Origin of the sequence: Pseudomonas sp. PA27(2017), from assembly GCF_001945445.1 — a bacterium.
GTDB lineage: Bacteria > Pseudomonadota > Gammaproteobacteria > Pseudomonadales > Pseudomonadaceae > Aquipseudomonas.
Map to the genome: position 1 here is coordinate 43,054 of NZ_MSXW01000012.1, position 22,223 is coordinate 65,276.

Annotated in this window: 19 protein-coding genes; 6 read left to right on the plus strand and 13 right to left on the minus strand. The window is 64.5% G+C overall.

The features are described from left to right. Window positions 1-2 precede the first annotated feature (2 nt). Complete coding sequence (gene motB / locus BVH06_RS05540; RefSeq protein WP_075933472.1) at window positions 3-1,043, minus strand: flagellar motor protein MotB; 1,041 nt, start codon at window positions 1,041-1,043, stop codon at window positions 3-5. Window positions 1,044-1,048: 5 nt separating this feature from the next. Beyond that, window positions 1,049-1,900: a flagellar motor stator protein MotA gene (motA, locus tag BVH06_RS05545; protein WP_075932376.1), complete on the minus strand. Its 852-nt coding sequence runs from the start codon at window positions 1,898-1,900 to the stop codon at window positions 1,049-1,051. 121 nt (window positions 1,901-2,021) lie between these two features. Here motA and BVH06_RS05550 point away from each other — a divergent pair, with 121 nt between their 5' ends. The 5 genes from BVH06_RS05550 to BVH06_RS05570 all read left to right on the plus strand — a co-directional run bounded on the left by BVH06_RS05550 (window position 2,022) and on the right by BVH06_RS05570 (window position 9,384). Continuing rightward, window positions 2,022-3,533, plus strand: coding sequence for an HDOD domain-containing protein (locus BVH06_RS05550; protein ID WP_075933473.1), 1,512 nt, complete (start codon window positions 2,022-2,024; stop codon window positions 3,531-3,533). A 66-nt stretch (window positions 3,534-3,599) separates the two neighbouring features. After that, entirely contained in the window at window positions 3,600-4,415 is an 816-nt protein-coding gene (locus BVH06_RS05555) for a rhodanese-like domain-containing protein (RefSeq protein WP_075933474.1), read from the plus strand. Window positions 4,416-4,472: 57 nt separating this feature from the next. Then, entirely contained in the window at window positions 4,473-5,330 is an 858-nt protein-coding gene (asd, locus tag BVH06_RS05560) for an archaetidylserine decarboxylase (RefSeq protein WP_168172890.1), read from the plus strand. A 129-nt stretch (window positions 5,331-5,459) separates the two neighbouring features. Beyond that, window positions 5,460-7,256 (plus strand): molecular chaperone, encoded by a 1,797-nt coding sequence (locus BVH06_RS05565; protein ID WP_075933475.1) that lies wholly within the window; start codon window positions 5,460-5,462, stop codon window positions 7,254-7,256. 64 nt (window positions 7,257-7,320) lie between these two features. Further along, the gene (locus BVH06_RS05570) at window positions 7,321-9,384 is read left to right on the plus strand and encodes an EAL domain-containing protein (protein WP_075932371.1); all 2,064 of its coding nucleotides are present in this window, start codon (window positions 7,321-7,323) and stop codon (window positions 9,382-9,384) included. 286 nt (window positions 9,385-9,670) lie between these two features. Here BVH06_RS05570 and serB read toward each other — a convergent pair whose 3' ends face one another. Continuing rightward, window positions 9,671-10,879, minus strand: a complete 1,209-nt coding sequence (gene serB / locus BVH06_RS05575) for a phosphoserine phosphatase SerB (protein WP_075933476.1) — start codon at window positions 10,877-10,879, stop codon at window positions 9,671-9,673. 179 nt (window positions 10,880-11,058) lie between these two features. Here serB and BVH06_RS05580 point away from each other — a divergent pair, with 179 nt between their 5' ends. After that, the gene (locus BVH06_RS05580; RefSeq protein ID WP_075933477.1) at window positions 11,059-12,591 is read left to right on the plus strand and encodes an AhpA/YtjB family protein; all 1,533 of its coding nucleotides are present in this window, start codon (window positions 11,059-11,061) and stop codon (window positions 12,589-12,591) included. Between the two features lie 320 nt (window positions 12,592-12,911). Here the strand turns inward: BVH06_RS05580 and BVH06_RS05585 are convergent, their stop codons facing one another. From BVH06_RS05585 to BVH06_RS05630, 10 genes are all read right to left on the minus strand, one after another. Beyond that, window positions 12,912-13,127: a molybdopterin-binding protein gene (locus tag BVH06_RS05585; RefSeq protein ID WP_013793202.1), complete on the minus strand. Its 216-nt coding sequence runs from the start codon at window positions 13,125-13,127 to the stop codon at window positions 12,912-12,914. A gap of 51 nt (window positions 13,128-13,178) precedes the next feature. Then, window positions 13,179-13,991 (minus strand): aliphatic sulfonates ABC transporter ATP-binding protein, encoded by an 813-nt coding sequence (gene ssuB, locus BVH06_RS05590; RefSeq protein ID WP_075932368.1) that lies wholly within the window; start codon window positions 13,989-13,991, stop codon window positions 13,179-13,181. Next, on the minus strand, window positions 13,988-14,779 hold the full coding sequence (gene ssuC, locus BVH06_RS05595; RefSeq protein WP_075932367.1) for an aliphatic sulfonate ABC transporter permease SsuC: 792 nt from the start codon (window positions 14,777-14,779) through the stop codon (window positions 13,988-13,990). Before ssuC ends, ssuB begins: the two co-directional genes overlap by 4 nt. 50 nt (window positions 14,780-14,829) lie before the next feature. Next, window positions 14,830-15,978, minus strand: coding sequence for an FMNH2-dependent alkanesulfonate monooxygenase (gene ssuD, locus BVH06_RS05600; RefSeq protein ID WP_075933478.1), 1,149 nt, complete (start codon window positions 15,976-15,978; stop codon window positions 14,830-14,832). A gap of 55 nt (window positions 15,979-16,033) precedes the next feature. Continuing rightward, window positions 16,034-16,999, minus strand: coding sequence for a sulfonate ABC transporter substrate-binding protein (locus BVH06_RS05605; protein ID WP_075932366.1), 966 nt, complete (start codon window positions 16,997-16,999; stop codon window positions 16,034-16,036). Between the two features lie 103 nt (window positions 17,000-17,102). Beyond that, window positions 17,103-17,690, minus strand: a complete 588-nt coding sequence (ssuE, locus tag BVH06_RS05610; protein WP_075932365.1) for an NADPH-dependent FMN reductase — start codon at window positions 17,688-17,690, stop codon at window positions 17,103-17,105. A gap of 9 nt (window positions 17,691-17,699) precedes the next feature. Further along, a complete protein-coding gene (locus BVH06_RS05615) occupies window positions 17,700-18,338 on the minus strand; it encodes a peroxiredoxin (protein WP_075932364.1) in 639 nt (212 codons plus the stop codon). A gap of 136 nt (window positions 18,339-18,474) precedes the next feature. Then, entirely contained in the window at window positions 18,475-19,026 is a 552-nt protein-coding gene (locus BVH06_RS05620; RefSeq protein WP_075932363.1) for a sugar O-acetyltransferase, read from the minus strand. 59 nt (window positions 19,027-19,085) lie between these two features. After that, on the minus strand, window positions 19,086-19,751 hold the full coding sequence (locus tag BVH06_RS25895; RefSeq protein ID WP_075932362.1) for a DUF4375 domain-containing protein: 666 nt from the start codon (window positions 19,749-19,751) through the stop codon (window positions 19,086-19,088). 81 nt (window positions 19,752-19,832) lie between these two features. Then, the gene (locus BVH06_RS05630; RefSeq protein WP_075933479.1) at window positions 19,833-22,190 is read right to left on the minus strand and encodes a DNA polymerase II; all 2,358 of its coding nucleotides are present in this window, start codon (window positions 22,188-22,190) and stop codon (window positions 19,833-19,835) included. Window positions 22,191-22,223: the final 33 nt, after the last annotated feature.

Below are 22,223 nucleotides of genomic sequence, written 5' to 3' on the forward strand. Positions count from 1 at the left end.
GATCACTCGGTCGGCTGATCCATCTTCAGCGTGCCGTCCTCGAAGATATTCAGCTTCTCGCGCACCTGATCATTGGAGAGCGGCTCGGCACCAGGCGCTGCGCCTGAGCCCCCGCCAGCGCCAGCGCCACCTAAAGGCGAACCCGGCGCGGGATCCGGCGCCAGCGCGCCACCACCCTGCTCGCCCTCGATGTCGCGTTGCGCTTTCTTGGTCAGCACCACGATATCGATGCGGCGGTTCACCGGGTTGAACGGATCCTCGCGGTCGAACAGCGCCGACGAGGCGTAGCCGACCACCCGCGCCACCTGGGCATCGTCGTAGCCCGCCGCGATCAGCACGCGCCGCGCCGCATTGGCACGGTTGGCCGACAGCTCCCAGTTGCCAAAACCACCGGCGCCGGCGAACGGCTTGGCATCGGTATGGCCGCTGATGCTGATCTTGTTGGGTACTGCTTTGATGGTGTCGGTGAGGGCGAACAGGATATCCTCGAAGTACGGCTGCAACTGCGCGCTGCCCAGGGCGAACATCGGCCGGTTCTCGGCATCGACGATCTGGATGCGCAGGCCGTCCTGGGTGATCTCGAACAGGATCTGGTCCTTGAAACGCTGCAACTGCGGATCCTGCTCGACCTTGTTCTGCAACTCCTGCAACAGCAGCTCCAGGCGCTCGCGCTCGACTTCTTCGGCCTTGGCCTCGGCCTGCTCGGCATCCAGCTCGGCGGGATCCTTCGGATCGGTGTCCGCTTCGTCTCCCGGCGACTCCTGAGGCTGCTCGTTGAGAGTGCGGTCCGGCGACGGTGTCGGCGAGCCACCGAGGTCGATCACATAGGGGCTGGCGCTTTCGGAGAAGCCGATGGGGTCCTTGAAGTAGCCGGAGATCAGTTTCTTCTGCTCGGGGGTGGCCGAGGACATCAGCCACATCACCATGAAAAAGGCCATCATCGCCGTGGCGAAGTCGGCGAAGGCGATCTTCCAGGCGCCACCGTGGTGGCCGCCGGCAACCTTCTTGACCCGCTTTACGATGATCGGCTGGTTGTTTTCCATGGTGCTTAGTTTCCGCGCATGGCCTGCTCAAGCTCGCTGAAGCTCGGGCGGTGCGCCGGGTAAAGGGTCTTGCGCGAGAACTCGACGGCCAGTGACGGCGGCATGCCGGATGCCGAGGCGACCAGGCCGGCCTTGATGGCTTCGTAGACGTTCAGCTCTTCCTTGGCATCGTGTTCGAGCGCAGCGGAGAGCGGGCCGAAGAAGCCATACGAGGCGAGAATACCGAGGAAGGTGCCGACCAGCGCGGTACCGACCTTCTCGCCGATCTGCGCGTTGTCCGCCTCAGCAAGAATCGACATGGTGATCACGATCCCCAATACCGCGGCGACGATACCCATCGCCGGCATGCCGTCGGCGATCTTCGCCACGGCATGGGCCGGATGATCGAGTTCTTCCTTGAGGCCGACCAGTTCCATGTCGAACAGGCCTTCGAGCTCGTGGGGCGCCATGTTGCCGGAGGACATGATGCGCAGGTAGTCGCAGATGAACGCGACCATACGCTCGTCGCCCAGCACCGCCGGGTACTTGCTGAAGATCGGGCTCGCGGCCGGGTCCTCGAGGTCGGCCTCGATGGCCATCATGCCTTCGCGGCGCGCCTTGTTGAGAATTTCATAGAGCAGGCGCAGCACTTCCAGGTAGTAGTCGTGGGTGAAGCGCGACTTGAACATCTTCAAGGATTTCTTGAAGACGGTCATGAACATGCTGCCCGGGTTGGCCTGCAGGAAGGCGCCCAGCGCCGCACCGCCGATGATCAGCACTTCGAAGGGATGCACCAGGGCCATGAGATGGCCACCCGACGCGACGAAGCCGCCGAAGACGCAAGCGAATACAACGATGATGCCGATGATTTTGGCCATAGAAAGAAACTTGAGCAGGTGAAAAGAAAGGGCGACCGCGCGAATCCCCTTCTACTTATCGGAAGAGATGCGCCAGACTATAGTCAGTTAAGTCTAAAAAAAGCCATTTTGGCACAGCCCCATGGTCGCAAGCACGCCGTTACCGCGCACTCTCGACGCCTGGCTCAAGCAGCTGGACGGTCAGGTGCTGCCCATCGCAGCCGATCATCACCAGCAGGTTCGCCGTGCATTGGGCGACAGCCGCCGCTCGTTGCGCGAAATCGCCGACCTGATGCAGGACAGCCCGGCACTGGTGCTCAGCGTGCTGCGCGAGGCCAACAGCAAGGGCAGCAGCCTGGGTGAAGCGGCGGAGAGCCTGGAGACGGCACTCACCCGCCTGGGCCTCAAGCGCGCCGAAGAGCTCCTCGCCCGCCTGCCTGCGCGGGCACTGGCCGACATTCCGCCGTCGCTTCGGCAGATCCAGCTGATCAGCCAGCACGCGGCCTATCAGGCCAACGGCCTGTTCGCCGCGCGCCTGGCGCGTCTGTGGCAGGAAATCCACTGGGGCAGCCTGCTGTTCCTGTCGCCCGTATGGGCCCTGCTGGCCGCCCATCCCCATCTGTTCGAAGCCTGGGAACAGCGGGTGCTGATAGACGGCGAACCGGCAGTCAAGGTCGAGCGCGACATGCTGGGCGTACCGCTGTTCGACCTGTGCCTGGCGCTGGCCGAGCGCTGGCGCCTGCCGGCCTGGATCCTCCAGGGCTATCGCTTGTTGATCGATGATCGCCGCCTGCTCGGCAAGGCGCTGCACATCGCCCGCCGTCACGACGATCCACTGCACCAGCAGCAGAAGCTGGACGCCGACCCGACGCTGCAGCGCTGGCTTACCCAGCCTGCCAACAGCATCCTGCTCGCCAACGTGATCGCGGTGTCGGCGCATAGCGCCTGGAGCGGCAGTCATACCCGGCGCTGGCAACGGCTCAACAGTCTTTACCTGCAGCTACCGCTGGCCGAACTGCAGCAGCAGATCCACCAGAATGCGGCGCACAGCGCTCGGCAATTGGACACCGCCGGCCTCTGGCACCCTGCCGAGGCCCTGCTGTGGCCATGGAATGCTCGTCACTTTCAACCGCGCAAAACAGCGCCAGCACCGCAGGTCAGCGATTGGCGACAACTGTGCACTCAGTTGCTCGCCCAGCCTTCGGCATTCAGCAACGTCCAGCAGCTCACCACCTGCGCCCGCCAGGCCGTGCAGGCCGCCGGTCTGTCACGGGTGGTGATGCTGCTCGCTGACCGCACCCACACGCGCCTGCAATTGCAGCAACATGCCGGCGTGGCAGCCAGTGCCAGTGGCCTGACCCTCGACCCGGCGCAAAGCCAGGTGCTGCGCCGTCTGCTACAAAAGCCTGCGCAATTGCGCCTTACACCGGCCAACATCGCACAGTTCTCCGCCCTGCTGCCCGGCGACCTGAAGGCCCTGCTGCCCAGCGAACACCTGCTGATCCGCTCCCTGGCCAGCAACGAACGGGTGGTGATGCTGCTGTTCGCCGACCAGGGCGGCCAACCGATCGACGACACCATCGTGCAGGCCTTTACCAAGACCACGCAATGCATCGAGCGCGCGCTGGACACCTTCAGCAAACGTAAGCGCTGAGCGCCGCCGCTTTACGGCATTCTTCTGCGCTACAATCGCCCTCTTAACTCCGCCAACGAGGCCTGTATGACAGCCTTCGACGAACTGCCGCTGGTCATCGAACCGGCGGATCTCGCCACACGACTGCACGCGTCCGACCTGATCCTGGTCGACCTCAGCAGCCATCAGCGTTACCTGAACGGGCACATTCTCGGCGCCCGCTTCGTCGACGGCAAACGCACCCAGGCGAGTGCGCCAGCGGCCCCCGGCCTGCTACCGGAAAAAACGCAACTCGAGCAACTGTTCAGCGAACTTGGCCACCACCCGCAGGCCACCTACGTGGTGTATGACGACGAGGGCGGCGGCTGGGCCGGTCGTTTCATCTGGCTGCTGGATGTCATCGGTCATGGGCGCTATCACTTTCTCAATGGTGGCCTGACGGCCTGGCAAGCCGAAGGCCTGGCACTGAGCCAGGATGCTCCTGCGCCAAAGCACGCGACGGTTTCACTGACCCTCAGCGATGCGCCTACCGCCAGCGCGGATTACCTGAAATCGCGCCTGGGCGCCGCCGACCTGGCCATCTGGGATGCCCGCTCGGCCGAGGAATACCGCGGCGAAAAGGTGCAGGCCGCACGGGGTGGCCACATCCCCGGTGCCATCCACTTCGAATGGACCGCGGGCATGGACCCCGCACGTGCCTTGCGCATTCGTCAGGACATCGCCGAGCAGCTCGAACAGCGCGGGCTGAGCGCCGACAAGGAAATCATCACCCACTGCCAGAGCCATCGCCGCTCCGGTTTTACCTATCTGGTCGCCAAGGCCCTGGGCTATCCGCGGGTCAAGGCCTACGCCGGCTCCTGGGGCGAGTGGGGCAACCTGACCGACACACCTGTCGAACGTTGAACTCGACCTGACTGTCCACTCTCATATGCCCGGCATGCACGGCCGGGCAGCCAAGGAATAAAGATGAAAGAACGCCTGTTTATCCTCAGCCAGCACCTGACTCCGCACCACCTGCTCTCGCGCCTGATCGGCTGCGCCGCGCAGTGCCGTGCTGCCTGGTTCAAGAACCGCCTGATCGGCTGGTTCGCCAAGCAGTACCAGGTCGACATGAGCGAAGCGCAGGTCGAAGACCTCACCGCCTACGAGCACTTCAACGCCTTCTTCACCCGTGCGCTCAAGGAAGGCGCCCGCCCGCTGGACAACCAGCCCGGCGCCGTTCTCTGCCCCGCCGATGGTGCGATCAGCCAGTTGGGCCGCATCGAACATGGCCGAGTATTTCAGGCCAAGGGCCACAGCTACAGCGTGACCGAGTTGCTGGGCGGTGACAGCGAGCGAGCTGCGCCCTTCATGGGCGGCGACTTCGCCACCGTGTACCTGTCGCCCAAGGACTACCACCGCGTGCACATGCCGCTGGCCGGCACCCTTCGAGAGATGATCTACGTGCCGGGCCGGCTGTTCTCGGTAAACCAGACCACCGCGGAAAACGTGCCCGAGTTGTTCGCCCGCAACGAGCGCGTGGTGTGCCTGTTCGATACCGAGCGCGGGCCCATGGCCGTGGTGCTGGTCGGCGCGATGATCGTCGCCTCCATCGAAACCGTCTGGGCCGGGCTGATTACCCCACCCAAGCGCGAACTGAAAACCATCCGTTACGACGAAGCCGCCCGCGCACCGGTCAGCCTGGAAAAAGGCGCTGAGCTGGGCCGCTTCAAACTCGGCTCCACGGCCATCGTGCTGTTCGGCCCAGAGCAGGTTAAATGGGCTGAGGAACTGGGCGCCAACAGCCCGGTGCGCATGGGCCAATTGCTCGGCCAGTGAGCCGATGGGGCGTCGCGCAGCCTTGGCCCGCGGCGCCGCAAAGGCTGCGACGATGGCAAGATGCTGCTAGAGTCGCTTAAACCTGACCAATCAGTCGATCGAATGCTGGCGCTGGAGTAACGAAGCTAGATGGATAAACAGAGCCCCCACCTTTTGCTCCGCGTCCCGACGCCGACCAAGCAGGGCCTGACTTTCTGCGACGCCACGCCACGCGACCTGAAACGCTGGATCTCCGGCCTGCCCAAGGCCAACATCGGCGAAACCGCCCGTCAGCTGTATCAGGCGCTGATCGAACTCAACCAGTTGCTGACTCCTTCGGACAATCGCATACAGCTGCTCGAGCTGTTGCGCCCGGAAGTGTATTTCGTCTGCCAGCATCTGGAGCGCCACTTCCTCAACCAGGCCATCGTGCTCGATGAGCGCCCGCGCAAGGTCGCCAACCTCTGCCAGGCACTACAGAACCACCTGGCCATCGGTTACAAACTGATCATCTCGCGCCTCGCCGCGCAGGCCAGCCGCGAGCGCAACGCGCTGCTCGGTACCGCACTGCAACGCGCGGTGCACAGCCTCAACGGCCCGCTGATCCGCACCAGCCAACTCTATTGCCCGGTGCCCGAAGGCCTCTGGCTGGAGCTGCACCAACTCTACCTGATCGCCCGTCGTCACGAACTGCACAAGGTGGTGATCCGCGACCCGCTGGCTCGCCACACCCAGGGGCTGAGCGTCGAGCAGGGCTATATCGTCGCCCTGCTGATCGGCTGCTCGCGCTGCAACCAGATGCGCCAGAGCGCCATTGCCCGCCTCGCCGAAGCGCTGGAAGCGTGGAGCACACTGGTCAACCTGCAGCCCGGCGGCCAGCCGAACAGCATCTTCGCCGTCGCGCCGCAACTCGACGGCCCGCCCCGCTACACGTCGCTTTTCCAGCCGAGCGAGCTGCAGGGCGCGCTGGGCATCGATCCGACCCCGCTGGTCGACGCCATCAAGGATCACCTGGCGCTGACGCCCGAGGAGCGCTCCCGCTCGCGCCTGCAGGTGCCCGACGGTTTCACCGTGGACATGCTGCAGCATGCTGCCGCCGCCTGGGGCGACATCTCAGAGCGCACCTTCCAGCGCACCCAGGGCACCGGCAGCATGACCCTGTGCATCGGCATGAGCGCGCTGAACTACTATCTGGCCAATGGCCGCGTGTTCAGCGAGATCCTCAAGCAGCAGGTCGACACCGCCGCTTCGTTCAAACCACGCAGCGGCGAGCCCGATGTGTGGGCCAACGCCCCGGATGCACGCCGCAACGAATGGGAAAACGGTCTTTCCTTCGAGGAAATCGAATACCCCAAACCCGCCAGCGAGCAGCAAGCGCCGTCCGGCGCTGGGGAAAGCTTCCCGACCTTCATGCTGGCCATCGTCAACCACAGCCCCGGCGGGTACTGTCTGTCGTGGCCCAAGGAAGTGCCCAGCCAGTTGCAGGCCGGCGAGATCCTCGGCATTCGCGACAATCCCCAGCAGGGCTGGAGCGTCGCGGTGGTGCGCTGGATCCGCCAGGTACGCGGCGGTGGCACGCAGATGGGCATCGAGCTGATCGCACCCCACGCACAATCCTGTGGCCTGCAACTGGTGCGCAAGGCCGAGCAGAACAGCCAGTACCTACGCGCCCTGCTGTTGCCGGAGATCGCCGCCATTTCCCGACCGGCGACGCTGATCACCCCGCGTCTGCCGTTCCAGGAAGGCAGCAAGGTGCTGATCAACATCAACGGCAAGGAACGCCGCGCGGTACTCAGCCAGAAACAGGTCAGCACCAGCAGCTTCAGCCAGTTCGAGTACCACGATCTGGAGCACAAAACCGCGGATCACGCGACCTCCGTCACAGCCTCCGGTACCCAGCGCCCAGCCGGGGAGGAAGACTTTGACTCACTCTGGAAGTCGCTGTAGATTGCCGGGAAACCCTTAATTCCCCGCCCTCTTCTGCTGTTTTATCGCAGATTCGACTTCGCTAATGGCCATCGAAAAGAAAACCATCCGCCTGCTGATTCTCGAAGACTCGCAGAACGAGGCCGAGCGTCTCGTCAGCCTGTTCCGCAATGCCGGTAATGCCACCCGCGTACACCGCCTGATCTCCAGCGAAGACCTGCTCGAAGCCCTCAAGCACAACTGGGATCTGATGATCTGCTCGCCAGCCAGCGACTGCCTGGAGCCGCACGATGCGCTCGCCTGCATCCGCCGTGAGGGCAAGGACATCCCGGTGATCCTGCTGCTGGCCGACAACGAGCCGGACAGCGTCACCGAAGCGCTGATGCTCGGTGCCCAGGACGCACTCCCCCAGGGCGAGGACGAGCGCCTGGTGCTGGTCGCCCGCCGCGAACTGGTCAACCTCGAAGAGCGCCGTGCCCGCCGCGCTGCCGAAGTGGCGTTGCGTGAGGCCGAGAAACGCTGCCAGTTGCTGCTCGACAGCTCGGTCGACGCCATCGCCTACGTCCACGACGGCATGCACATCTACGCCAACCGTGCGTACCTGGAGCTGTTCGGCTTCGACGACGCCGAGGAGCTCGAAGGCCTGCCGATGATCGACCTGATCGGTGCCAGCGATCAGGCGGCATTCAAGGATTTCCTGAAGAACCATCAGCAGATGGACAACCACGAACTCGGCTGTGCTGGCGTGCGCACCGACGACAGCAACTTCCCGGCGCGCATCACCCTGTCGCCGGCGGCCTACGACGGCGAACCCTGCATTCAGGTGGTGATCCGCGCCGAGACCGCCAATGCTGAATTGGAAGAGAAGCTGCGCGAGATCAGCAGCCTGGACCTGGTCACCGGCCTGTACAACCGCCCCCACTTCCTCGAGCTGATGGACAACGCCGCTCACCGCGCCGTGCATGACGAGCAGCTGGCCAGCCTGGCCTATATCCGCGTCGATCGTTACGCCGCGCTGCTCGCCGATATGGGCCTGGGCGCCATCGACCTGTTGCTCACCGATCTGGCTGCCCTGCTGCGCGCCCATTTCCCCAAGGATGCGCAGCTGGCGCGCTTCGGCGACGACGTGTTCGCCGTGCTGCAGACCGGGCTGTCGCCGCAGCAGCAACGCCCGCTGCTCGAAGCGCTGCTGAAGAAAGCCGAAGCCCATCTGTTCGACATCAATGGGCGTACCGCTCAGACCACGCTGTCCATCGGCGTCGCCGGTCTCAACGACACCACGCCAAAGGCCGGCGAAGTCATCGACCGCGCCCAGCGCTGCGCCGATCAACTGGACGAGCCCGGCACCCTCAAGCTGTTCGACCCGGCCGAAGAGCTGGCAGCCGCCGCCAACCGCGGCAGCGTGGTGGCCATGGTGCAGCAGGCGCTGGAACAGAACAGCTTCCGCCTGCTGTTCCAGCCGGTGATCAGCCTGCGCGGCGACGAACACGAGCACTACGAAGTATTGCTGCGCCTGCTCAGCCCGTCCGGGCAGGAAGTGCCGCCGGATGAATTCCTGGCAGTTGCCAGGGAGTCGGGGATGGGCGAGAAGATCGACCGCTGGGTGATTCTCAGCTCGATCAAGCTGCTTGCCGACCACCGCGCCAAGGGCCACGCCACGCGCCTGTTCGTGCATCTGTCCAGCGCCAGCCTGCAGGACCCGACCTTGCTGCCGTGGCTCAGCGTCGCGCTGAAAGCTGCACGGCTGCCCTCCGACGCTCTGGTATTCCAGCTCAGCGAGCCGGACGCGATCACCTACCTGAAGCAGGCCAAGGCACTGGTCCAGGGCCTGAAGGACCTGCACTGCCATATCGCGCTCAGCCAGTTCGGCTGCGCCCTGAACCCGTTCAATACGCTGCGCCACCTGCCGGTGGACTTCGTCAAGGTGGATGGCTCGTTCACCAAGGAGCTGAGCGATCCGGCCAATCAGGAAACCCTGAAGACCATGCTGGCCAGCCTGCACAGCCAGGCCAAGCTGACCATCGTGCCGTTCGTGGAGTCGGCCAGCGTGCTGGCCACCCTGTGGCAGGCGGGTACCAACTACATTCAGGGTTACTACCTGCAGGGCCCGAGCCAGTCGATGGACTACAACTTCTCGTCAGACGACTGATCGGCGGGGCAGCCCGGCTGCCACGCTCCCGCCTCAAATACCTGGGAACCTGGTCATGATCTTTCAGCCCAGGTTCGTCGATTTTGGCAGCTAAGTGGCGGGAGCGGCCGTTATCCGATCCATTGTGGGAACCGCGACCTCGCGGCGAATCGCTCAGGCACCGCCGAAATAGGCAGTCAGGCTGCAATCGTTTCGCCCCGAGGTCGGGGCTCCCACAGGTTGGCTTGAGTGTCTGCTCCTGCCTTACAGTTGCCGCTTCAGGCGCATAAAGATCGTTAACAGGTTCTTAGCGCTGCAGATCGCGCTCGCGCACACCCAGCAAATACAAAACGCCATCCAGTCCAAGGGTCGAGATCGCCTGCCTGGCCGATTGTTTGACCAGCGGTTTGGCGCGGAACGCCACGCCCAGGCCGGCAATCGCCAGCATCGGCAGGTCATTGGCGCCGTCGCCCACGGCGATGGTCTGCTCCAGCTGCAGGCCTTCCTTCTGCGCCAGCTCACGGAGCAGATCAGCCTTGCGCTGGGCGTCGACGATCGGCTCGACGGCGACACCTGTGACCTTGCCATCGACCACCGCCAGCTCGTTGGCGAACACGTAGTCGATGCCCAGCTTGGCCTGCAACTGCTTGGCGAAATAGGTGAAGCCGCCAGACAGGATGGCGGTCTTGTAGCCCAGGCGCTTGAGCTCGGCGAACAACCGCTCGGCGCCCTCGGTCAGGCGCAGCGAGGCGCCGATCTCGTCCAGTACGCCGACATCCAGGCCTTTGAGCAGCGCCAGGCGCTCTTTGAAGCTGGCGCGGAAATCCAGCTCGCCGCGCATCGCCCGCTCGGTGATGGCCGAAACCTTGTCGCCGATACCGGCAGCCTTGGCCAGTTCGTCGATCACCTCGGCTTCGATCAACGTCGAGTCCATGTCGAACACCGCCAGGCGACGGTGGCGGCGCTGCAGCGAATCGACCTGAAAGGCGATATCCATGTTCAGCTCGTCGGCCACGCGCAGGAAGTCGGCGCGCAGGCCGGTGGCATCACCCGGCTCGCCGCGCAGAGAAAACTCGACGCAGGCGTTGCCCGGCTGCGCATCCAGTGCCACCGGCAGCGACAGCCGCTCGATACGTTCGATGCTCAGCCCCTGTGCGGCGGTCAACGCGCTGACGCGCTGCAATTGCTCGGCGGTGACCTGGCGGCTCAGCAGGGTGACGATGTGGCGTTCGCTGCCCTGCCCGTCCACCCAGCGCCGGTAATCGGCTTCGTCGAGCTGGGTGAAACGGGCCTGCTGCCCCAGCGCCTGGGCGGCAGCCAGCACGTCCTTGGATAGCACCGGCAGCGAAGCGCCATCGGCCATTTCGATCAGGATGCCCAACGAGGCGCCGCCATGTACGACGGACTGGGTGATGTCGAGGATGTTGACGCCAGCCTGGGCCAGCACGCCGCTAACGGCTGCCGTGAGGCCGGGCCGATCTTCACCGGTAACGTTGATCAGGACGATTTGGCGCAAGGCGTACTCCGGGGCTCGCAGGACTATGAACGGTCTGCCGAACGGCAATGTGCAGCAGGGCCGGTGAAAAAACGCACATTCTAACCATTTCGGCACCCCGCGGGCACGCGCGGCGCTTTGCCCTGTGCGGGCCGCTCGCTATACTGCGCGCCACTTCCAGTCAACGAGAGCCGAGCTCTGTGAACCGGCCCGCCCCCGTAAAGCCCGACAATTTCTTCCTCCTGCTCTTCCGTGCACTGCGTCAACGTCGCGTGCCGCTGGCATTGCGCATCGTCAGCCACAGCCTGTTGCTGGTGGCCATGGCGCTGGTGATCTATGCCTGGGTGATCGGCATGCAGTTCAAGCAGGCCATGCAGCAGCAAGCCGAAGCGCTGGGCAGCAGCCTGATTACCCAGACGGCTGCCTCGGCCACCGAGCTGTTGGTGTCCAACGACATCCTCAGCCTCAACGTACTGCTCAATAACCTGGTGAAGAATCCGCTGGTGGCCCACGCGGCCATTTATAGCGTGGATAACCGCATTCTCGCCGAAGCTGGCACGCGCCCGAGCAAAAGCATGCTCGGTGAAACCGAAGGCCTGTATTCGACGCCCATCACCTTTCAGGAGGTGATGGCCGGGCAGTTGCGCATCAGCCTGGACATGCAGCAGTTCGAACAGCCGATGACCATCAGCCTGCAGAGCATGGGCATTCTCAGCCTGATTCTGCTGGCCCTGACCCTGTCGCTGAGCCTGCGCCTGGGCCGGCAGATTTCCACGCCGTTGATGCAAATGCGCGTATGGCTGCGCGATCCGGACGACTACGCCCCAGGCGGCAACCGTCAGGACGAGATCGGCGATCTGGCGCGCCAGCTACAGGCGCGCCTGGCCCCCGAAAAACCGCCGGAGCCTGAGCCGGAATTCGACGATTTTGATGAGCTGGGCGAGGATTTCCTCGACGACGAGCACGAAGACGACCGCGATGAGCGTGACGAGCGCCCCGCTCCCAGCTTCGCGATGCGTGACCTGCGCGACACCCGCTTCGACAGCGAGGACGACTACGACCCGCCGAGCCGCCGTCGCGACGAGCACGACGACGATGCCTTCGCCGACCTGTACGACGATGAAGACAGCCCGGCCGCGCCTGCACCAGCGGCGCCGACGGCCCCTCGCAAGAGTGCCGTACTGGCCGTTCAGCTGGGCGCGCAGGAACAGCTGCGTCGCCTACCGCGCACGCGTCTGATGGAGCTGCTGGAAAGCTATCGCGGCTGCCTGGACAAGGCGGCGACGCTCTATAAGGCCGAACTGCACACCCTCAACGATGGCAGCAGCCTGATGCTGTTCCACCACGAGGCCAGCGGGGACGACTACCTGACCCACGCCATCTGCTGCGGCGAACTGCTGCGTGCTCTCGGCCACGCCCTGCAGATCGAGGTGGCCGACAGCGGCATCACCCTGCACCTGCAACTGGGCCTGACCCTGGGCGAAGGCCTGAAGGGCCTGAGTCAGGGCGACCTGCTGCTCAGCGAAACCGCCCAGGATGCCCTGGCGTTGTCGCAGCACAGCCGCAACCTGCTGCTGGTCGAGCGCCGCGTCGGCGAAGATGCCACCCTGCGCCAGCGTGCGCGCATCCGCGCCATTGCCAGCCCCGAGGGCGCCAGCTGCGTCGAGCGTCTGCTCGATCCGTATCCGGCACTGCTGGAGCGGCAGATGGCCAAGCTGCGCGAAGAGCACTAGCGATTCAGCAGTGGAAATGAGAAAGGCCGGCGTATATGCCGGCCTTTTTTATGCGTGGCCCATTTGCAGTCGATTTGAGAGCGTGGCGTGGGCGTTTTTTCGCGGGCATGGACTACGCGCCCCCGCCCGCTCCCACGGTTGTTGTATCAGCCAGCAATGCCCTTTCCATGGAGCAGCTTTGTAGCCTGGTTTAAGCGCCAACTTACGAACATCCGAGGAGGACGCAGACGGTGAAGCCACAACCTGTGGGAGCGCGCCATGCGCGCGATTTCGCAGGCACGGCTCGCTCCCACGGGTTGCGAGTGAACGACGCAGCGCGATCAGAGCTTGGCGATCGACACTTCGGTGGATTTCACGAAAGCGATCACTTCGCTGCCAACGCCCAGTTCCAGCTCGCGCACGGAACGGGTGGTGATCACCGAGGTGACGATGCCGGCGGCGGTCTGCACGTCGATTTCCGACAGCACGTCGCCTTCGACGATTTCCTTGATGGTGCCTTTGAACTGGTTACGAACGTTGATGGCTTTGATGGTCATGGCTGAATCTCCTGGGGTTGTAAGTTGCCCACAAAGGGCATGAAGTCAGGGTTAGAGCGCCCAGCGCAGCTGGGTCGGTAGGGGTGAAACCGGATCGGGTTCGGCAGGCAGCGCCGGTATCTGCAGCACACGGTTGAGCACGTCGGCCTCCAGGGCCGCCAAGTGGGCGGAGCCGCGATTGCGCGGGCGCGGTAGGTTCACTTCGATGTCGAGGCCGATCTCGCCGTCCTCGATGAGGATCACCCGGTCCGCGGTGGCTACCGCTTCGCTGACATCGTGGGTGACCAGCAGCACGGTGAAGCCGTGCTTCTGCCACAGGTTTTCGATCAGTTGCTGCATCTCGATGCGGGTCAGCGCGTCGAGAGCGCCGAGGGGTTCATCGAGCAGCAGCAGGCGTGGTTCGTGGATCAGCGCGCGGGCCAGGGCGACACGTTGCTTCTGGCCACCGGACAGGGACGCCGGCCACTCATTGGCGCGATCGGCCAGACCCACTGCTTCGAGCACCTGCTCAGCCTTGGGCCGCCAGTCGCCCGTGAGGCCAAGGCCGACGTTGTCGATCACCCGCTTCCAGGGCAGCAGGCGCGCCTCCTGGAACATCAGCCGGGTATCCTCGCGGGTCGCTGCCAGTGGCCCGTTGCCGGCCAGCAGTTCACCGCCCGTAGGCGCATCGAGCCCGGCGAGCAGACGCAGCAAGGTACTCTTGCCGCAACCACTGCGCCCCACCACGGCGACGAACTGACCGGACGGGATGCGCAGGTCGATATCCCTGAGCACCTGGCGCTCACCGAAGGATTTCTGTATGCCGCGAATGGTCAGCGGCGTGCCTCGCTTGAGGTTATGTAAAGCGTTCAATGGAGCATTCATTTCGCAGCCGCTCCCTGATAAGCCGGGTGCCAGCGCAGCCAGGCACGTTCGAGGCCGCGTGCAGCGACGTCGGCCAGCTTGCCGAGCACGGCGTAGAGCAGAATGGCCAGCACCACCACGTCGGTCTGCAGGAATTCGCGGGCGTTCATCGCCAGGTAACCGATGCCACTGCTGGCGGAAATGGTCTCGGCGACGATCAGTGTCAGCCACATCAGGCCAAGGGCGAAGCGCACACCGACCAGGATCGACGGCAGCGCGCCGGGCAGGATCACCTGACGGAACAGCGCGAAGCCGGACAGGCCGTAGCTACGCGACATTTCCACCAGCGCCGGGTCGACGTTGCGAATGCCGTGGTAGGTGTTCAGGTAAATCGGGAAAAGGGTGCCGAGGGCGACCAGGAAAATCTTCGCGCTCTCGTCGATACCGAACCACAAGATCACCAGAGGAATCAGCGCCAGATGCGGCACGTTGCGGATCATCTGCACCGAACTGTCGATCAGACGCTCGCCCCACTTCGACAAACCGGTGATGAAGCCCAGCGCCAGGCCGATGCCACCGCCGATGGCGAAACCGACGCCGGCACGCCAGCCACTGATCGCCAGGTGCGTCCAGATTTCGCCGCTGGACAGCAGTTGCCAGCCGGCCTCGAATACCGCGCTGGGCGCCGGCAGAATGCGCGTGGACAACAGCCCCAGCGCCACCGAGCCCTGCCAGGCGACCAGCAGCGCCACGGGCAAAGCCCAGGGCGCCAGGCGTAGGGCCAGGCTGTTGGAAGATGTTTTGCTCATCGCGTACCTCGAAATCATCGCGGGCCGGGCCATCCACGCCCGGCCGTGTTTCAGCTGGCCGAAGCCGCCTTGGGCAGAATGTCGTTGGCGACCATTTCACCGAACGGACTCATGTAGTTGGCGCCTTCCGGCAGCGCCGGGCGATTCACCTCCAGATGGGGGAACAGCAGCTCGGCGACGCGATAAGATTCTTCGAGGTGTGGATAACCAGAGAAGATGAAGGTATCGATGCCCAGCGCGGCGTATTCCTTGACCCGTTCAGCGACCGTAGGGCCATCGCCGACCAGCGCCGTACCGGCACCACCACGCACCAGGCCGACGCCCGCCCACAGGTTGGGTGACACTTCCAGGTTGTCCTTGCTGCCGCCATGCAAGGCAGCCATGCGCTGCTGACCGACCGAATCGAAGCGCGCCAGGGACGCCTGGGCGCGGGCGATGGTGTCGTCGTCGACATGGGCAATCAGCTTGTCGGCGGCCTTCCAGGCCTCTTCATTGGTTTCCCGCACGATCACGTGCAGGCGAATGCCGAAGCGCACTTCGCGGCCCTGAGCCGCAGCCTTTTCGCGCACCTGGGCGATCTTCTCGGCCACCGCGGCGGGCGGCTCGCCCCAGGTCAGGTACAGCTCGACCTGCTCGGCAGCGAGATCCTGCGCCGCTTCCGAAGATCCGCCGAAGTACAGCGGCGGGCGTGGTTGCTGGACAGGCGGATAGAGCAGCTTGGCGCCTTTGACCTGAATGTGTTTGCCGTCGTAATCGACCACCTCGCCTTCCAGCACGCGGCGCCAGATGCGGGTGAATTCGACGGACGCCTCGTAACGCTCGGCATGGGACAGGTTGAGGCCATCGCCGGCCAGCTCGTCCGGGTCACCGCCGGTCACCAGGTTGAATAGCGCGCGGCCACCGGACAAGCGATCCAGGGTCGCCGCCTGGCGCGCGGCCACGGTCGGGGAAATGATCCCCGGCCGCAGGGCAACGAGGAATTTCAGCCGCTGGGTCACCGGGATCAGCGAGGCGGCGACCAGCCAGGAGTCCTCGCAGGAACGTCCGGTGGGGATCAGTACGCCGCCGAAGCCGAGGCGGTCGGCGGCCTGGGCGATCTGCTGCAGGTAGCCGTGGTCGACGGCTCGGGCCCCTTGCGAGGTACCGAGGTAGTGGCCATCGCCGTGGGTGGGCAGGAACCAGAAGATGTTGAGGCTCATGGAGTGGTCTCCTTGGAAGTCGCGAGGCCCCCGCCCGACAGGCAGGGGCGAGGGTTCATTGCTGGGCGACCTTGGTGGCCGGGGCATGCCAGATCACGTCGCTGATGTTCAGCTTTTTGGGAATCAGCTTGAGCGCGGTAAAGGTGTCGGCGATCTTCTGCTGGGCCTCGACCACCTCAGGGGTGATCAGTTGTGCACCGTAGCTCTGGCGCTCTACGGCCAGGCGAGTAATGTCCGCCGACAGGCCAAGCAGCGGCGCGACCTGGGCAGTGGCCTCGTCGTTGTTGGCCTTGACCCACTCGCCGACGGCACGGATTTCCTCGACCAGCGCCTCGATCACTTCCGGGTGTTTCTCGGCATACGGGCGGGTCGCCAGGTAGAACTGGTGGTTGCTGACCAGGCCCTTGCCATCGATCAGGGTGCGGGCTTGCAGTTGCTGTTCGGCGGCCGCCTGGAAGGGATCCCAGATCACCCAGGCATCGACGCTGCCGCGTTCGAAGGCGGCGCGGGCGTCGGCAGGCGGTAGGTAAACCGGCTGGATATCGCTGTATTTAAGACCGGCCTCTTCCAGGGCGCGCACCAACAGGTAGTGCACGTTGGAGCCCTTGTTGAGGGCGACCTTCTTGCCCTTGAGCTCGGCGACCGATTTGATCGGCGAATCCTTGGCGACCAGGATGGCTTCGCTGGTCGGTGCTGGCGGCTCGAAGGCCACGTAGAGCAGATCGGCACCGGCGGCTTGGGCGAACACCGGCGGCGTTTCGCCAGTGGTGCCGAAGTCCACCGAGCCGACGTTCAGGCCTTCGAGCAGTTGCGGCCCGCCGGGAAACTCGGTCCATTTGACGTCGATGCCTTTGGCGGCCAGGCGCTTTTCCAGGGAGCCGTTGGCCTTGAGCAGTACCAGGGTGCCGTACTTCTGGTAGCCGATACGCAGCGTCTCGGCCTGGGCTTGAGTGATGGCGCCGAAAGAAATGGCCGCGGCAAACAAGGCGACCAGACTCCGACGCAGGGTGACAGTGCGCATGGCGCTCTCCTCTGCATTGAGTGTGTGGCCACCTGCTGCCTCGTTGACGGGCTAGTAAGGTGGGGCGGCAGCGAACTGCCTGGGATCTGTAGGTTGGCTTGCTTCAGGCGCTCCAGCGCCCACTGAGCAGACGCTCGTTCAGCAGGCCCGGCTCGATGGGCTGGGGCCGGCGATTGAGCGCCTGAATCAGGTGTTGCAAGGCGTCGTCCAGACGCTGTTCCAGGGCCGGCGCCAAGTCGCCGCCGTCCTCGGTGTAACTGATCTGGCTGTCATCGGCGAACACGCCGTGCAGCACTTCCTGGGCCTTGAGCGCGGACAGTACCGGCTTCAGGGCGTAATCGACCGCCAGCATGTGCGCGCTGCTGCCACCGGTGGCGACCGGCAGCACCACCTTGTGGTGCAACGCGCGTTCGGGCAGTACGTCGAGCAAGGTCTTCAGGGCACCGGAAAACGACGCCTTGTACACCGGCGTCGCCACCACTAGGCCATCGGCCGCCGCTACATGCGCTTGCAAACCCTGGATCCGCGGGCTGTCGAAACGGGCAAAAAGCAGGTCCTCGGCCTCGAAGTCGCGTACCTGATAGGTCACCACTTCAACACCAACGGCCTGCAGCCATTGCCTGGCCTTGCCCAGCAACACATTGGAGCGTGACCTCAGGCTCGGGCTGCCGCCCAGAAAAACCACCAACATGAGACATCCTTACTTGTTGGGCTGCGGGGTGAGGCGCAGGTAAGGCTTCACGGCGCGATAGCCTTTGGGGAAGCGCTGCTTGATCTCGTCCTCGTCCTTGAGCGACGGCACGATCACCACCTCATCACCGTCCTGCCAGTTGGCGGGCGTGGCCACCTTGTGGCTGTCGGTGAGCTGCAGCGAATCGATCACCCTCAGGATTTCATGGAAGTTGCGCCCAGTGCTCGCCGGGTAGGTGATGGTCAGACGCACCTTCTTGTTCGGGTCGATGACGAACAGCGAACGCACCGTCAGGGTGTCGTTGGCATTGGGGTGGATCAGGTCATAGAGCTCGGACACCTTGCGGTCGGCATCGGCGAGGATCGGGAAGTTGACCGCGGTGTTCTGGGTCTCGTTGATGTCGCCGATCCACTTCAGGTGTGAATCGACCGGATCGACGGACAGGGCGATGGCCTTGACGTTGCGTTTGGCGAACTCGTCCTTCAGCTTGGCAGTGAAGCCCAGCTCGGTGGTGCACACCGGGGTGAAGTCGGCAGGGTGGGAGAACAGGATGCCCCACTGGCCGCCCAGCCACTCGTGGAAACGAATGCGGCCTTCACTGGAATCCTGTTCGAAGTCGGGGGCGATGTCGCCCAGGCGAATGCTCATGGGTGTGCTCCTCAGGTGAGTCGTTGCGTGGCGCTCACTATGCTGAGGAACAGAAAATATTAAAAAGAATAAATAATGATTTATTTATAACCAAACAATAAGTGCTCGATCAGTAAGCGAGCCGTCATCATTGCGATCAATCGCGTATTCGTGCCGGGTTGCCGACCACCGTGGCACCAGCCGGCACGTCACGGGTCACGACGCTGCCCGCACCGATCAGCGCGTCGTCGCCCACCGTCACGCCCGGCAGGATCAACGCGCCGGCGCCTATCCACACATTGCGGCCGATAGTCACCGGCCGCCCGAACTCCAGGCCGGACTCGCGCTCGGCAGCGTCGCGCGGGTGATCGGCGGTGAGGATCTGTACGCCCGGGCCGATCTGCGTCTTGTCGCCGATGCTCACCGCCACCACGTCGAGAATCACGCAGTTGAAGTTGATGAACACGCCATCACCCAGGCTGATGTTGAAGCCGTAATCGCAGTGAAACGGCGAACGCACCACCACGCCCTTGCCGACCGCCGCCAGGCGCTCGCCCAACACCTGGGTACGCTCGGCCGGCGACAGGCCCAGGTTGCCGTTGTAACGCGCCAGCCAGGCGATGGTCGCCGCGCTATCGGCCTGCAGCTCCGGGTCGCTGGCCAGGTAGAGTTCGCCGGTGAGCATCTTGTGTTTTTCACTGAGCGCCATGGCGGGTCGCCTCCTCACGAATGTCCAGTAAAGAACACGGGACAGAGGTGAGGTTCCGGCTAATCGGTCAAAGGTCGCTCGGCGTCGACAACCAGGAAATGATGCAGGGCCTGAACCGGCAGGCTGCTGATCAGCGCCTCGAAACCTTCTTCCAACTCGTCGATACGCGCGTTCTCCGCTTCGCTGAGCCAGCTGCAGATGTCCCACAGCGCGATGTCCTCGGGTTCGTCCTGCAGGCGGGCGAACACCGCATACAGATCACGCAATGCCTGGCAGGCAGCCGGCAGGCCGATCAGCGTCAACGCCTGCTGCGCCAGTTCGAAGGTCGGCATGCCCCAGTTGGCGAAGAACTGCATCAGCCCACCGTTGTAGTAGTCGGCCTGCAGGCGCCACAGCGCCACCAGTTGCTGATCCCGACGATCGAGCGCCTGCAGATCCCAGCCGGCCTGGTCGAGGCGGCGCATGGACTGGTCCTGCAGCTCGTCCCAGACCAAATCGAGGCTGTCGCAGGCACCTGCCCCCTGATGCCGCCAACTGGCGATGAAACCATCTTCAAGGCGTACGTCCTGCCGTTGTTCGGCTGATAGCCGGTCCAGGCGCAGGTAACCGTCGCTCGGAAGGGAGAACTGCTGGCCGTTGCGCAGATGGATATGCGCGGCCTGGCTATCGACGGCGACGCGTTCGATCTGCAGGCAACCGAGTTCAGCGTGCAGGGGATGACTCATCGAGACTCCAACAGGGGAAGGAAGACGCACGACCATGCCAGAGCTCGACTGGCAGCGCCAGACGCCTGGACAGCGAAGCGCCTAGAACAGCTCGAGCTGCCCGCCGATCAATGCGCCGAAGTCATCGTCCACGAACGGCAGGATGGCGTCGGCCACCGGCTGCAGCTGTTTGCTCAGGTAATGGCCGTAGTCGATGGGCGCTCGGCGCAGCTCCATGGGTTCCGGGCCGGCGACGCTGATCACGTAGCTGATCCAGCCGCCGCTCTGGTACTGGCGAGGGCGGCCCTGCTCGTCGTTGTGGGCGTCAGCCAGGCGCGCAGCGCGCACATGGGGCGGCACGTTGCGCTGGTAGTCGTCGAGGCGCCTGCGCAGGCGTTTACGGTACACCAGACGCTCCTCGAACTCGCCAGCCAGGGTGCGTTGCACGTAGTCGCGCACGTAGTCCTGGTAGGGCTGGCCCTTGAAGATGCGCAGATACAGCTCCTGCTGGAACTGTTGGGCCAGCGGCGACCAATCACTGCGCACGGTTTCCAGGCCCTTGAAGACCATGTCCTCGCGGCCATCGGCGCGGCGGATCAACCCGGCATAGCGCTTCTTGCTGCCCTCCTCCATGCCGCGGATGGTGGGCATCAGAAAGCGGCTGAAGTGGGTTTCGAACTGCAACTCCAGAGCGCTCTGCAAACCGAACTCGGCCGCCAGGTGCTCGCGCCACCAGGCGTTGACGCCCTGCACCAGGCTACGGCCGATACGCTCGGCGTCTGCCTCCGCATGAGCGCGGCGTAACCAGACGAAGGTGGAATCGGTGTCGCCGTAGATCACCGTGTGCCCTTCGGCTTCGATCAGCTCACGGGTACGGCGCATCACTTCGTGACCGCGCAGGGTGATGGACGACGCCAGGCGGGTATCGAAAAAACGGCAGCCGCTGGAGCCGAGCACGCCGTAGAAGGCGTTCATGATGATCTTCAGCGCCTGGGACAGCGGCGCGTTGCCGGCTCGCTTGGCCGCCTCGCGGCCCTGCCACACGCGCTCGACGATGGCCGGCAGGCAATGCCTGGTGCGCGAGAAACGCGCGCCACGAAAACCCGGAATAGAGTGTTCGTCGTCGGGCTGGCGCAGGCCTTCGATCAGCCCCACCGGGTCGATCAGAAAGGTGCGGATCAGCGACGGATACAGGCTCTTGTAGTCGAGCACCAGCACCGACTCGTAAAGGCCCGGCCTAGAATCCATCACGAAACCGCCGGGGCTGGCCTCGGGCGGGCGCTCGCCCTGGTTCGGCGCGACGAAGCCCTGGCGGTGCATCAGCGGCATGTACAGGTGGCTGAACGCCGCCACCGAACCGCCGCTGCGATCCACCGGCAAACCGGTGACCGTGGCCCTTTCGAGCAGGAAGGTGAGCAGCTCGGTCTTGGCGAAGATGCGCGTGACCAGCTCGCAGTCCTTGAGGTTGTAGCGGGCCAGGGCCGGCTTGTCCTCGGCGAACATACGGTTGATCTCGTCCATGCGCTGGTACGGGTTGTCGATCGCCTTGCCCTCGCCGAGCAGTTGCTGGGCGACGCTTTCCAGGCTGAAGGACTGGAAGCTCCAGGTCGCCGAACGCAGCGCCTCGATGCCATCGATGATCAGCCGACCCGGCGCGCTGGCGAAGAAATGCTGCTTGGAACCGTGCTCGCGCCAGCTCAGCAATTCGCCGCCACGGCCCAGGCGCAACGGCACTTGCAGGCGCTGGGCATGTTCGTGCAGCACGCGCAGGTCGAACTGCACCACGTTCCAGCCGATGATGGCATCCGGATCAAAGCGCTCCAGCCAGCCGTTGAGCGCTTCCAGCAGCGCAGCGCGGCTATCCAGATAGTCGAGATCGAAATCGACTTCAGCGTGGCCATTCGGCGGCCCGAGCATGTACACCTGGCGCTGGCCGCAGCCTTCCAGGGCGATGGAATACAGCTCGCCCCGGGCGGTGGTCTCGATATCCAGGGACACCAATTTGAGCTGCGGGCGGTAGTCCGGCGCGGGCTTGAGCTGGGCGTCGACCAGCACGCCGCCTGCCGTCTCGGTGCCACCGAACAGCACCGGTGCAGTGATGAAGCGCTCCATCAGGTAGCGCTCGGGCGGGCGGATATCGGCCTCATAAACGGCCACACCGCCCTGGCGCAGGGTCTGTTCCAGCTGGATCAACGGACGTTGCTGCCGGCAGTACAGGCCGAGCACCGGCCGTTGGTGGAAATCGCGCAGCTGCAACGGGCGCAGCTCGAATTGTTTGTCGCCAGCGATCAGCGCCTCGGCGCGGGCACGCTGCTCGGCGGGGATGAAGGCCACGGAGGTTTGCGGCGGCAGGCGCACCAGGCACGGGCCGGCGTCGGTCGACAGCCAGAATTCCACCTGGCTGCCGGCCGGCGTATCGCGCCAGTGCCGGGTCAGGACGAAGCCCTGCCGTAGATCCACCCTGCCACCTCGAATGCTGTTCAGGGTGCGATG